An 11,644-nucleotide genomic window follows, 5' to 3' on the forward strand; every position below is an offset into this window, starting at 1 on the left:
AAGCTTATGTCACGTGCACTTCTTCAGGCGACCGCGATCGCCGCGGTCCTCGCGATCATTCCCGTCGGCACCAGTGCGATGGCGGCGGTCGACAGCAGCACCTATCGCGAGATCGACCAGTTCATGGACGTCTTCAACCGGGTGAAGGTCGACTATGTCGACAAGGTCGACGACAAGACGCTGATCAAGGGCGCCATCACGGGCATGCTCGCCGCGCTCGATCCGCACAGCGCCTATGAGACCGGGCTCGACTACGACAATCTGCGTATCCAGACGCTGGGCAGCTATGGCGGCCTCGGCCTGACGGTCACCATGGAGGACGGGGCGGTCAAGGTGATCTCGCCGCAGGAGGACACGCCGGGCTGGCGCGCCGGGGTCAAGCCGGGCGACTATATCACGCATATCAACGGCAAGCTGATCTATGGCGAGACGCTCGACGAAGCGATCACCGAGATGCGCGGCCCCCCCGGCAGCAAGATCGCGCTGACCCTGATCCGCCCCGGTCGCGACAAGCCGATCGAGGTGTCGATGGTTCGCGAGAAGATCGTGCAGAAGCCGGTGAAGTGGGAAGTGAAGAACGGCATCGGCATCATCAACATCAATACCTTTTCGGAGAATACCGGCGAGGCGACCAAGGCGGCCATCCTTGGTGTCGAGAAGTCGCTGGGCCATGCGCCGCTCGGCTATATCGTCGACCTTCGCAACAATGGCGGCGGCTTGCGCGACGAGGCGGTGAAGGTCGCCGACAATTTCCTGAACTATGGCGAGATCGTTTCGGAACGCGGCCGCGAGAAGAGCGATATCCAGCGTTTCTACGCGCATAACGGCGATCTCGCGCGCGGCCTGCCGGTGATCGTGCTGACCAATGCCGGCACCGCCTCGGCGTCGGAGATCGTCGCGGGCGCGCTGCAGGACCACCACCGCGCGCTGGTCATGGGCGAACGCTCGTTCGGCAAGGGATCGGTGCAGACCGTGCTCGATCTCGGCAACAATACCGCGCTGCGCCTGACCACCTCGCGCTACTACACGCCCTCGGGCCGGTCGGTGCAGGAAGGCGGGATCGAGCCCGACATCAAGGTGCCGCAGATCACCGATCCGGACTATAAGGCGCGGCCGGTGTTCCGCGAGGCCGACCTGCGCCGCCACCTGATCAACGAGGTGAAGGCCGACAATTCAGTGCTTGAGGAAGATACCAAGACCGATCCGCGCTTCGCCGCGACGCCCGAGCAGCTCAAGGCGAAGGGAATCGAGGATTTCCAGCTCGACTATGCGCTGAAGACGCTCGGTCGGCTCGCCTCCACGCCGCAGCCCCAGGTGGCGAGCGTGACGCCGGTTACGAAGCACTGATCGCGCGATGACCAGGGACCGCTTCGTCGCCGCACGCTGGATCGCGCTGCTCCTGCCCGCCGCCCTGATGGCGGGTGCGCTTGGATCGCAATTTATCGGCGGGCTGTTCCCGTGCGAGATGTGCCACTGGCAGCGCTGGCCGCACTATACCGCGATCGTGCTGGCCGCCGCGGCGTTCGTCGTCCCCGGTGCCCTGGCCAGGCGCGCGCTGGTCGCGGCGGCGGCGATCGCGATCCTCGTCAGCGGCGGGATCGGCGTGTTCCATGCCGGGGTCGAATATCACTGGTGGCAGGGCATCACCGCCTGCAGCACGACGATGCAGGGCAGCGGCGGCTCGGTCGCGGACATGCTGAAGCGGATCATGGATGCGCCGGTCGTGCGGTGCGACGTGGCGCAATGGTCGCTGTTCGGCATCTCGCTCGCCGGCTTCAACGCGATCCTGTCGCTGACCGGCGGGTTTGCCGTGCTCTGGCTGCTTCGCCGCCGCACCGTCTCGGCCTTCGCCAGGTGAGCGGCTGGCGGCCCGGCGACGCGAAGCGCGCGACCCGGTCGATGATCCGGGTGGATCAGGCGGGCGAATATGGCGCGACGCGCATCTATGCCGGCCAGCTTGCGGTGATGGGGGATCGCACGCCCGCCGCGCGGAAGATTGCCGGCATGGCCGGGCAGGAGGAGCGCCACCGCGCTTTCTTCGACGCGATGATGGCACGGCGCGGCGTGCGGCCGACCCTGCTCCAGCCCTTCTGGGACGTTGCCGGCTTCGCGCTCGGCGCGGTGACGGCGGCGATCGGGCCGGAGGCGGCGATGGCCTGCACCGCCGCGGTCGAGACCGAGATCGACAAGCATTATTCGGAACAGCTCGCCCTGCTCGGGGAGAGCGACCCGGAACTATCCGAGGCGATCGCGGATTTTCAGGCTGAAGAGGTCGAGCATCGCGAGACCGCGCTTGCCTCCGGGGCCGAGCGTGCTCTCGGGTATCCGCTGCTGAGCGGCCTGATCCGCCTCGGCTGCAAGGCGGCGATCGCCACCGCCAAACGCATTTGAACGACTCGGATTGAACGGGAGAGTGTGATGATTGTCAGGATCCTGGTGTCCGCCCTGGCGCTGGCCGTGGCCGGCCCGGCGTTCGCCCAGGTCGTCGGGCCGGTCCTGCCCGGCGCGCGCGTGGTGGTGCCGAAGGGCCCGGCCGAGGTGTCGCGCAGCGCGCCGGTCAACGGCGTCATCACCCTGTTCGGCAACGAACGCTGCCCGACCAATGCCGAAGGCAGCGAAGTGGTGGTGTGCGTGCGCGGCAAGCCGAGCGAGCAGTTCCGCATCCCCAAGGACGTGCGCGAGCTTCAGGTCACGCCGGAAAACCAGAGCTGGGCGGTGAGGGCGCAGGGGCTGGTCGATGATCCGACCGTTGGCGGCGGTGTCGGCAGCTGCTCGACCGTCGGCGCGGGCGGGCAGAGCGGCTGCTTCCTCCAGCGGGCGCAGCAGGCCAAGCGCGAGAACCAGGCGAAGAAGGCAGCGCAGAAGCAGCTCGAAGATTCGCTGCCCTGATGCTTTGACCTGCCGGGCCCGCTTCGGTTAGGGCTTGCTCCTCTCAGTGGGCAGGGCAGGCGATGGCGACGGTGACGGGCGGGACGGCGCGGGTTAGGCCGCTCGCGGTCGACGGATACGAGAAATTCCTGGCGATCGCCGCGATCGTGCTGCTCGCGACGGTGCTGGTGGCGCTGGCGCGGGGCTATCCGCACTGGGGCGCGGTGCCCGTCCTCGTCTGGGCGCATCTCGCCACGATCCTGCCGGCGCTGGCCCTGACGCCGGTGATGCTGCTGCGTCCGCGCGGCGACCAGCCGCACCGCCTGCTCGGCAGGATCTGGGTCGCGGCGATGCTGCTGACCGCGATCCTGTCCTTCGGCGTGCGCGAGAGCCGGCACGGTTCACTTGGCCCCGTCCATGTCATTTCGGCCTATGTGGTCATCGTCGCGCCCCTGATCTGGTGGACGGCGCGCCATCACCGGGTTGCCACGCACCGCAGGCTGGTGGGCGGCATGGTGACGGGCGCCCTGCTCATCGCCGGTTTCTTCACCTTCCCTTTCGGACGCATGCTCGGCGCCTGGCTGTTCGGCTAACATCATGACCCTGACGCCTCAGACCGCCCCGGCCCGCGCGCCGCACAAGCTCGCGCTCGGCCTGTTCGTGCTGATATGGTTCTCGATCAGCTGGTTCGGCTCGTCGGAGTATAATCCCAACAACTCGACGCGCCTGTTCACCGCGGTTTCCCTTGTCGAACGGGGCGACGCGACGATCGACGAGTTCCGCACGCTGACGATCGACAAGGCCGAATTCGGCAAGCACACCTATCTCGACAAGGCGCCGGGCATGACGATCATGGCGATGCCGGCGGTGTGGATCGCCGATACGCTGACCGGCACCACCGTCGCGCCCTATGCCAAGACGATCGAGAGCGACGGGCTGTGGCGCTATATGCGGTTGCGGCAGCGGATCGCGGTGGCGATGACGGTCGCTGTCCTCACCGCCTTCGCCGCGGTGCTGCTGTTCGATCTCGCGACCGGCATCACCGGCAGCCCGCGCGCCGGTTTCGTCACCGCGCTCGCCTATGCGATGGCAACCCCGGTATGGGGCTGGTCGACCACGCTGTTCGGCCATGCGCCGGTCGGCGCGCTGCTGCTGATCGCGACCTGGGCGATCTGGCGCGGCACATCGGGCGAGCGCGAGGTCGGGCGATGGCGCTACCCGCTGCTGGCCGGGGCAGCGCTCGGCTGGGCGCTGGTCGTCGAATTTCCCGTGGTCATCCCCGCCTTGCCGATCGTCGTCTGGGTGGTCTGGCGGACACGCGACCTGGCCTGGCCGGTCCGCGCACGGCTGTTCGGGCTGGCCGCCGCGGCGGGGCTGGTCATGCTGGTGCCGCTGCTGATCTACAACAGCATCGCCTTCGGCACGCCGTTCAAGGTCGGCTATCAGGGCGTGGTCGGTTTCAACGGCATGCAGCAGGGGTTCTTCGGGCTTACCTATCCCAAGATCGAGGTGCTGGCGCAGATCATCTTCGGCACCGAACGGGGACTGATCTGGGTCGCGCCGGTGCTGGTGCTCGCGCCGTTCGGGCTGGCGCGGCTGATCCGGTCGCCGGCGACGCGCGACCTGGGCTGGCTCTGCACCGCGATCACCATTGCCGTGCTCCTCTACAATGCAGCCTATGTCTATTGGGATGGCGGGCATGCGACCGGCCCGCGCCATTCGGTGCCGATGATCGGCTTCCTGTGCCTGGGGCTGGCGCCGCTGTGGCAGGGCTGGCGCGCGACCGGGCGGGGCTGGATCGCCGGGCTGATCGGGTCGGGCATGGTCATCAATCTCGCCATCGCCTCGGCCGAGATCGCGGCCCCGCACGGCTACCGCTTTCCGCTGGTCGATCCGGTCATGCGGAAATTCCTGCGCGGCGATATCCACACGATCGCCGGCGACTATTGGGGCTGGTCGCAGGGGCTTGGTCTGGTCCCGTGGCTCGCGGTCGCCGGGCCGCTGCTGTGGTGGCTGATCCGCGAGGCGGCCTTGTCGGGCGCCGAACACAGGGATATCAAGACCACTCTCGCGTGACTGGCGAAGCGTGGAGCACCACGGGGAAGCGCGGGACATCGACGCCGCTCGCCTGGGCAGATCCTCGACCTTAAGGAACGTCCTTATGCCCGGGCTGTCGTCGATCCGCATTGCCTTCCTGCTCTTTCCCGACGTCACCCAGCTCGACCTGACCGGGCCCGCGCAGGTCCTGTCGCGGCTGGGGAACGCCACCATCGATCTCGTCGCGCGGGATGTCGCGCCGGTGGCGACCGACGCCGGCTTCGCGCTGCTGCCCACCGCGACCTTCGCCGATGCGCCGCCGCCCGATATCCTCTGCATCCCCGGCGGCTTCGGCGTGAACGACGCGATGGAGGATCCGGCGACGCTTGCCTGGGTCGGGCGGGCGGCGGCGGGCGCGACCTGGGTGACGAGCGTCTGCACCGGGGCGCTGCTGCTCGGCGCGGCCGGGCTGCTCAGGGGGTATCGCGCCACGACTCACTGGGCGTCGCACCATCATCTTGCCGCGTTCGGTGCGATTCCGGTCAGGGAGCGCGTGGTGTTCGACCGCAACCGTGTCACTGGCGGCGGGGTGACCGCCGGGATCGATTTCGGCCTCGCGCTCACGGCCGCGATCCGCGGGGAAGCGCATGCCCGGCTGGTCCAGCTGGGTCTCGAATATGATCCCCACCCGCCGTTCGATTCGGGATCGCCCGAACATGCCGACGACGCGACAATCGCACGCTACCAGGCGCTCGCCGCGAAATCCGCACCGGGTCGTGAGTCACGGACGCGGGCGGCGGCTGAGCGGATGATGTCCGGCGGCGACGGCGTGGCAGCGCCGCCGCGAGCATAGCGCCCTTGTTCTTCCCCGGCGGAGGCCGGGGTCCAGCTAGCGAAGATTGGTGAGAGGGCGCTGCGCTTCATTACCAGGGACATTCCAACTGGACCCCGGCCTTCGCCGGGGAAGAACCAAGTCTATAAGACGCCGCCGCCGCCTCACCGCGGATTCAACGGGAACACTACATAACCCCGGAAATGCGGGGTCGCCTCAAGTACGACGGGCATCCGCCATTCCCCGCCCTGAAGCAGCCCGATTCGGAACGGAATCTTCATCCGGTCGAGCCGTGCGAGATAGCCGGCATAGCCCGGGTTGACGCATTGGCCCTGATAGAGTTGCAGCGCCGCTTCGGCCCGGCGCTCGGCCTGAGTGGTGGGCTTGGGGTAGCCGTATTCGTCGAACGCGTTGATCTGTGCCCGGTTCACCTTGACCCGGCCGGCCGTGGGATCGCCGCGCCGGTCGAGAGGGATGCGACGGGAGAGCGTTCAGGGCGTCGCCATGTTCGCCCGTTCGCTGGCGAGGCGCGTATTCAGCGCGGTCTCATATTTGGCCGCGTAGGCGCGGCAGGCGCCGGGATCGACGAACGGGTTGGGCGTCTCGTGCCCGCGGAATTTCGCCAGTTTGACGTCGCCGCCCGACGCGTCCGGATGGGACGTGACGAGGATATCGCAGGGAAGCGCGGCAACCACCCCGAAGGTCTTGCGGAACGCGGCCACCCCTGTCGCGTGTTTCGGGTCCGAAAAGGCCCAGTCTTTGGTCGATACGGGGTTGAGGCTCGCGCCGAACACCATGTTCCGGCAGACGCGGCCGGCGCAGGAACGCCAGGTCCAGCTCATGCTGCCGGCTGTATGCCCCGGTGTGGCGCGCGCGGTGATGACCGTGTCGCCGAGCCGAAGCTTCTCGCCGTCATCCAGCGTGCGCACGCCGGCGACTGGCGGGTAACTTTCGAGCTGTCCGAATTGCGGGTCGTCGGCCACACTATGCCCGAGGCGGAGTATCTGTGCGCCCGCCCGGCTGGCGACGACGCGCGCGCCGCTATCGCGCGCCAGCGCGGCGATGCCGCCGGCATGGTCATAATGCGGCTCGGTGCTGAGGATGAACTTCACGTCCTTCACGCTGAAGCCGAGCTGGCGGATATGCGCCTCGATATCCTCGACCGCCTGCGGCACCGCGCCGTCGATCAGGATCAGCCCGGCGCTGGTGCGGATCAGCCCGACATTCAGCCCGCCGAACCCGACCAGATAGAAATTGCCGTGCACCTGCACCGGTGCCTGCGGCGTCAGCCAGCGCGCGGCATAATTGGGTGCGATCGGCCGGGTCAGCGGATCGTCCACCGGTGCCGCCGCCATCGCCGCCACCGAGGCCATCGCCGCGCCGATCACGCTGCCGAACATCATCCACTTCATCGACGCTCTCCCGATTGCTCGCGCGACGATGTCGCGGCGGCGTCAGCACGACAAAACATCTTATCTCGACGGAGACCCCAATTGGATTTGGGGCTCATGCCTGTTTGCGTGGCTGCCGGTGCGTGGGTCAGCGCGAACATAGGCTATGCGCGGTCAAGTTAAGGCGCGAATCGCGCGCACGATGCGCTTTTCAAAAATCTTGGCGGCGTAGGCAAAACGCCGCTGGCTTGCTAAGCGGCGGGTTCACATGGCAGTTTTGGGTGAATGTTGATGGCGAGTGATTCCAGTCTGAACAGTGGTTTCGCGGCATCTTCCCCGTACGCGCAACCTCGTACGATCCAGTCCCTAGACGAGTGCTATTTCTATCATACGATGGACGTTCCGGGTCACGGTACGATCAAAGGCGAATGGGACCTCAGAGGTTCGGTGGATGACTACCTTGGCAACTTCGATTTCAAGGGAAAGCGTGTCCTTGATGTCGGAGCCGCTTCCGGCATTTTAAGTTTTCATATCGAAAAACAGGGAGCAGAGGTCGTATCGTTTGACTTGTCGGAGAATTTTGATTGGGACATTGTCCCATTTGCTGAAAATAACAACGAGATAGCGCGAAGTGAGCGCCGCAGTCACTTGCGCAAAATAAATAATGGATACTGGCTTTGCCATCAAGCCTTTCAATCCAAGGCGCAGATGGTCAATGGCGTGGTCTATGATATTCCCCGCTCCATTGGCGCCGTCGACGTGGCCGTGTTTGGCAGTATTTTGCTACATCTCCGTGATCCATTTCTTGCCTTGGAGAATGCAGCGGCGCTTGCAAAAGAAGCCATCATTGTTTCGGACATCTCGCCCTATAGAAAATTCACCAGCAAGTTTAAAAGAAATCCCCGATTTATGCCACGCAGCATAAGTCCTGACGGAATAACTGACGGATGGTTCAGGCTTCCTCCACTGCTGGTCCAAGAATATCTTGGTATTCTAGGATTTAAGAAATCAACTATTGTGTGGAATAATTTCAAATATGGTGAACGCATTCGCCCGATTTACACGATCATAGCGCGAAGGTAGTTTGATGTATCCGTTTCGGATGCGCCTTATCTGTGATTGGTCGACTCCTTTGTTTAAGTGCCGCCGGAAAAGCTCTTGCGTCCGCAATCGTGGTGTCGGTCGACGTCGCCGCCGCGACTAGCTGCCCGTGCCTGTCAAGCGATCCCAATTCCCATGTGCGAGGCCTGTTCGTGCAACGTCGTCGAGCTGAACCTCTTCAAGGAAGCGTCGCGGCGCGCCGCCTTCCCGGTATTGGTAGGGAAAGTCGGTTGAGAACAGCAGGCGCTCGGGACCGACGATATCGAGGCAGCGAAGGAGATATGCTTCGCTCCACATGCCGCTGCCGGTCACGTATAGATTGTCGCGAGCGTAATCGGCCAGAGGGCGCCGAAGCTCAAGCGCGCGTTCGAAGACCGCCGATACGCGCTCCAGGTAAAACAGCACCACCTCGCCCCAATGGCCGAGGATGATTTGCAGATCAGGCAGTTCGTCGAACACGCCCGTCGCGGCCAAACGGATCCATTGCAGCCCCGCCTCATAGTGCCAGCCGAGGCCAAAGGCTGCGAGCGCAAGATCGGCCTTCTCGCTCACCCCGGAGTAATTGGCCTCGCGCACCGCGGCTAACGGGATCTGCGGATGGATGAAGAGCGGAACGCCGAGCTCTGCCGCCTTCGCCAGCATGGGGCGCATGTCAGGATGATCGAGATGGCGCTGGCGCGTCCGGCCGCAAAGCAGCGCGCCCTTCAGGCCCAGCTCTCGAACGGCGCGTTCCAACTCGCGCGGGGCTGCGTCGGCATCAGGGGTAGGCAGGGCGGCGAAACCCTGGAAGCGGTCGGGACGGCGTGCGCAGGTCTCCGCGATCAGGTCGTTCACTCGGTGCGCCATCTCCACAGCAGGTCCGGCTGCGAGATTGTGGAGACCGGGCGTGGTGAGCGAAAGCACCTGCACGTCCACGCCCTGCTCATCCATCAGCGCCAGGCGGCCTTCGCCCAGATCGGCGAGGCGGGTTCCGTTCTCACCACCATCGGCAATGGCAGATACCGGATCGTGCGGGGGCGGCGCCGCGCTCCACGCGTCGCGTACGGCATGAGGGAGGATATGCTCTTCGATCGCGATCAGGCGCATCTGCTATCTCACATGGGGCGGTAACCGGTAGGGCCAACCAGCCGTCGGCCAAAAAGGTCCGCTTTCAGGGGCATCACGTAACACGATGTTGGGTCGGCAACTGGGCGACAACGGCTAGTCCGGTGCTGATGGCCGGTTGAATCCCGCCGAACGGCTCGAGGCGGGTGGGATACTGGCTACGGCGAGATCTCCCAGATGACCATGTCCGCTGCGTAGCCGAGAAACGACCATCCGGTCGTTACGGCGAGAACCCACCAATAGAGACTTAGGCTGCCGTACTTTGCAACGACGGCCTTCCACCGAAACACGAGCGAACCCAGGCTGTAAAGCAGCCCAATCATGGCTCCAATCTGCGTGAACATAGGATCGCCCCCGTTTGCTCTACCTACTTGTTCTTCAATGTTGTGCCATCGGAAACGTGCGCAATCGCGAACTGGCAACCATATCGGGAGCGACCGATCTTGCGGCGAAAACGGTCGTCGTCGGTCAACCGATTCACGCGTTGACGTCATCACCCCAGTTTTGATGGCCAATGTCGATTCATTTTGCCGACCGGTGGCCGCATCATCGCGGGAAGGGCTATTGGCGGCAGCCGCGCCGCGTGCCCTGGCAGCTCAAGGCAAGATATCGAAATGATCTCGCACTACGATTCTCATAATTCGGCGAATAATATGTGTGTAGCGCCGAAGAAGCGTGTCCTCGTCATCGCAGCGCCACATCCTTCGACTCAAGTACCAAGCGCCGCACACGCCGAAAAACTGGCAACCCAAATGCAAGCGGATTCGAAAAATCGGGGTGGGCGTTGGGTGGCAAAAATCTGCGAAGACTTGCTGGGTGGCGGACCATCGGAGCCTTCGGTACTGGAAAACCCTTCTCCGATACTTGTCCGCTCAACCCCCGGCCTAGTCCTTCGGCTTCGCTTTCAGCCCACGTACCCGGTGCCAGATATAGAAGCCGGCCAGCCCGACCAGCACCACGCCGATCAGCGCGTCGGCGCTGTGGAACGCCGCCTTCATGCGCGGGTCGCTGTTCCATTTGTCGCCCAGCACCATGCCGACCCAGGCAAGGCCGAAGCACCAGGGCCAGGAGCCGATGAAGGTGTAGATGTGGAACGGCACCAGCTTCATCCGCGCGACGCCGGCGGGAAAGGCGATGAAGGAACGGATGACGGGCAGCAGGCGGCCGATCAGTACCGCCTGGTTACCCCAGCGATCGAAGAAGCGGTCGGCCATGTCGAGTTCGCCCGGGCCGATCAGCACATATTTGCCCCAGCGCTCGGCCAGCGGGCGTCCGCCGCGCTTGCCGACCTCATAGGCGAAGATCGATCCGATATTGCAGCCGATCGCCCCGGCGGTCGCCGCCAGATACAGGTCGAACCGTCCGACCGAGACGAGATAGCCGGCGAACGGCATGATGATCTCGGACGGCAGCGGGATGCAGGCCGATTCGATCGCCATCAGCAGGACGATGCCGAGATATCCCCCCTTGGAGATGACGGCGATGGTGAAGGTCGCGAGTATCGCGATGATTTTCTCGATCATCGCCGTCCCTTGCCGCGAACCGGGTGTCCGCCGCCAGTGGAAAATCTGTCGGGGCGCGTTGGAGGATGCTAGGATGCCCGCTCATCCCGACAGGGGCCGCCGATGACCGATGACGACAAGCGTGCCGCCGCCCTCGCCGCGGTGGAGGAAGTCCGGCCGGGCATGCTGGTCGGGCTCGGCACTGGCTCCACCGCTGCATTCGCGATCGGGCGGCTGGGGGAGCTGGTACGCGGCGGGCTCGATATCCGCGCGGTCGCCACGTCTCTGCGCAGTGAATCGATGGCGCGGATGGCGGGCATCACGCTGCTTGATTTCGCCGGTGTCGAGTCGGTCGATCTGACCATCGACGGTGCCGACGAGATCGACGGCCGGCTGTTCGCGATCAAGGGCGCGGGCGGCGCGATGCTCCGCGAGAAGATCGTTGCCGCCGCCTCGCGCCGGATGATCGTGATCGCCGATGCGTCGAAGCGGGTGGAGCGGATCGGTCGGGCAAAGCTGCCGGTCGAGGTGCTGCCCTTCGCGCGTGCGTTCGTCGCGACTCGGCTGGCGGGACTCGGCGCGAAGACGGCGGTGCGGGCCGAGCGGTCCGATCAGGGCAATATCATCATCGACTGTCTTTTCCCTGAAATACCCGATCCTTCCGCGCTGGCCGCCGCACTTTCGGGGCTTCCCGGCGTGCTTGGACACGGCCTTTTCCTTGACGAGGTGGATTGCGCCTATATCGGCGGGGGCGGCCGCGTGATCCGGCTCGAAAAATAAGGCAACCACCAGCGACGGCCAGCGTTCGA

General features: G+C 65.0%; 13 protein-coding genes and 1 riboswitch. Of the genes, 9 read left to right on the forward strand and 4 right to left on the reverse strand.

The window, feature by feature from the left end:
- The first annotated feature begins 6 nt into the window (after positions 1–6).
- From NDN01_RS23115 to NDN01_RS23145, 7 genes are all read left to right on the forward strand, one after another.
- Positions 7–1,347 (forward strand): S41 family peptidase, encoded by a 1,341-nt coding sequence (locus NDN01_RS23115; RefSeq protein WP_272624472.1) that lies wholly within the window; start codon positions 7–9, stop codon positions 1,345–1,347.
- A 7-nt stretch (positions 1,348–1,354) separates the two neighbouring features.
- Positions 1,355–1,858, forward strand: a complete 504-nt coding sequence (locus NDN01_RS23120) for a disulfide bond formation protein B (RefSeq protein WP_272624473.1) — start codon at positions 1,355–1,357, stop codon at positions 1,856–1,858.
- A 41-nt stretch (positions 1,859–1,899) separates the two neighbouring features.
- On the forward strand, positions 1,900–2,391 hold the full coding sequence (locus NDN01_RS23125; protein ID WP_272628373.1) for a demethoxyubiquinone hydroxylase family protein: 492 nt from the start codon (positions 1,900–1,902) through the stop codon (positions 2,389–2,391).
- Positions 2,392–2,418: 27 nt separating this feature from the next.
- Positions 2,419–2,889 carry a hypothetical protein gene (locus tag NDN01_RS23130; protein ID WP_272624474.1) on the forward strand — a complete coding sequence of 157 codons (471 nt, stop codon included), beginning with the start codon at positions 2,419–2,421 and terminating at the stop codon, positions 2,887–2,889.
- Positions 2,890–2,951: 62 nt separating this feature from the next.
- On the forward strand, positions 2,952–3,461 hold the full coding sequence (locus tag NDN01_RS23135; protein ID WP_272624475.1) for a DUF2306 domain-containing protein: 510 nt from the start codon (positions 2,952–2,954) through the stop codon (positions 3,459–3,461).
- Positions 3,462–3,465: 4 nt separating this feature from the next.
- The gene (locus NDN01_RS23140; protein WP_272624476.1) at positions 3,466–4,944 is read left to right on the forward strand and encodes an ArnT family glycosyltransferase; all 1,479 of its coding nucleotides are present in this window, start codon (positions 3,466–3,468) and stop codon (positions 4,942–4,944) included.
- Positions 4,931–5,009, forward strand: a riboswitch (ZMP/ZTP riboswitch). It overlaps the preceding gene by 14 nt.
- Before the next feature lie 20 nt (positions 5,010–5,029).
- Entirely contained in the window at positions 5,030–5,758 is a 729-nt protein-coding gene (locus NDN01_RS23145; protein ID WP_272624477.1) for a DJ-1/PfpI family protein, read from the forward strand.
- 143 nt (positions 5,759–5,901) lie between these two features.
- On the opposite strand, the gene NDN01_RS23150 is transcribed toward NDN01_RS23145, so the two are convergent.
- Together NDN01_RS23150 and bla are read right to left on the reverse strand one after the other, a co-directional pair.
- Complete coding sequence (locus tag NDN01_RS23150; RefSeq protein ID WP_272624479.1) at positions 5,902–6,168, reverse strand: hypothetical protein; 267 nt, start codon at positions 6,166–6,168, stop codon at positions 5,902–5,904.
- 60 nt (positions 6,169–6,228) lie between these two features.
- Complete coding sequence (gene bla / locus NDN01_RS23155; protein ID WP_272624480.1) at positions 6,229–7,149, reverse strand: subclass B3 metallo-beta-lactamase; 921 nt, start codon at positions 7,147–7,149, stop codon at positions 6,229–6,231.
- A 372-nt stretch (positions 7,150–7,521) separates the two neighbouring features.
- Here bla and NDN01_RS23160 point away from each other — a divergent pair, with 372 nt between their 5' ends.
- Entirely contained in the window at positions 7,522–8,211 is a 690-nt protein-coding gene (locus tag NDN01_RS23160; RefSeq protein WP_272624482.1) for a class I SAM-dependent methyltransferase, read from the forward strand.
- Between the two features lie 117 nt (positions 8,212–8,328).
- On the opposite strand, the gene NDN01_RS23165 is transcribed toward NDN01_RS23160, so the two are convergent.
- Together NDN01_RS23165 and NDN01_RS23170 are read right to left on the reverse strand one after the other, a co-directional pair.
- The gene (locus NDN01_RS23165; protein ID WP_272624484.1) at positions 8,329–9,315 is read right to left on the reverse strand and encodes an amidohydrolase family protein; all 987 of its coding nucleotides are present in this window, start codon (positions 9,313–9,315) and stop codon (positions 8,329–8,331) included.
- 902 nt (positions 9,316–10,217) lie between these two features.
- The gene (locus NDN01_RS23170) at positions 10,218–10,856 is read right to left on the reverse strand and encodes a DedA family protein (protein WP_272624485.1); all 639 of its coding nucleotides are present in this window, start codon (positions 10,854–10,856) and stop codon (positions 10,218–10,220) included.
- Positions 10,857–10,958: 102 nt separating this feature from the next.
- On the opposite strand from NDN01_RS23170, the gene rpiA reads away from it, so the two are divergent.
- Positions 10,959–11,615 carry a ribose-5-phosphate isomerase RpiA gene (gene rpiA, locus NDN01_RS23175; protein WP_272624487.1) on the forward strand — a complete coding sequence of 219 codons (657 nt, stop codon included), beginning with the start codon at positions 10,959–10,961 and terminating at the stop codon, positions 11,613–11,615.
- Positions 11,616–11,644: the final 29 nt, after the last annotated feature.

Origin of the sequence: Sphingomonas sp. QA11, from assembly GCF_028473665.1 — a bacterium.
Lineage (GTDB): Bacteria > Pseudomonadota > Alphaproteobacteria > Sphingomonadales > Sphingomonadaceae > Sphingomonas > Sphingomonas phytovorans.

Bases quoted from the DNA above. Each gene is read 5' to 3' on its own strand.
- NDN01_RS23115 (WP_272624472.1), top strand. From the start codon at position 7: ATGTCACGTGCACTTCTTCAGGCGACCGCGATCGCCGCGGTCCTCGCG.
- NDN01_RS23120 (WP_272624473.1), top strand. From the start codon at position 1,355: ATGACCAGGGACCGCTTCGTCGCCGCACGCTGGATCGCGCTGCTCCTG.
- NDN01_RS23125 (WP_272628373.1), top strand. From the start codon at position 1,900: ATGATCCGGGTGGATCAGGCGGGCGAATATGGCGCGACGCGCATCTAT.
- NDN01_RS23130 (WP_272624474.1), top strand. From the start codon at position 2,419: ATGATTGTCAGGATCCTGGTGTCCGCCCTGGCGCTGGCCGTGGCCGGC.
- NDN01_RS23135 (WP_272624475.1), top strand. From the start codon at position 2,952: ATGGCGACGGTGACGGGCGGGACGGCGCGGGTTAGGCCGCTCGCGGTC.
- NDN01_RS23140 (WP_272624476.1), top strand. From the start codon at position 3,466: ATGACCCTGACGCCTCAGACCGCCCCGGCCCGCGCGCCGCACAAGCTC.
- NDN01_RS23145 (WP_272624477.1), top strand. From the start codon at position 5,030: ATGCCCGGGCTGTCGTCGATCCGCATTGCCTTCCTGCTCTTTCCCGAC.
- bla (WP_272624480.1), bottom strand. From the start codon at position 7,149: ATGAAGTGGATGATGTTCGGCAGCGTGATCGGCGCGGCGATGGCCTCG.
- NDN01_RS23160 (WP_272624482.1), top strand. From the start codon at position 7,522: ATGGACGTTCCGGGTCACGGTACGATCAAAGGCGAATGGGACCTCAGA.
- NDN01_RS23165 (WP_272624484.1), bottom strand. From the start codon at position 9,315: ATGCGCCTGATCGCGATCGAAGAGCATATCCTCCCTCATGCCGTACGC.
- NDN01_RS23170 (WP_272624485.1), bottom strand. From the start codon at position 10,856: ATGATCGAGAAAATCATCGCGATACTCGCGACCTTCACCATCGCCGTC.
- rpiA (WP_272624487.1), top strand. From the start codon at position 10,959: ATGACCGATGACGACAAGCGTGCCGCCGCCCTCGCCGCGGTGGAGGAA.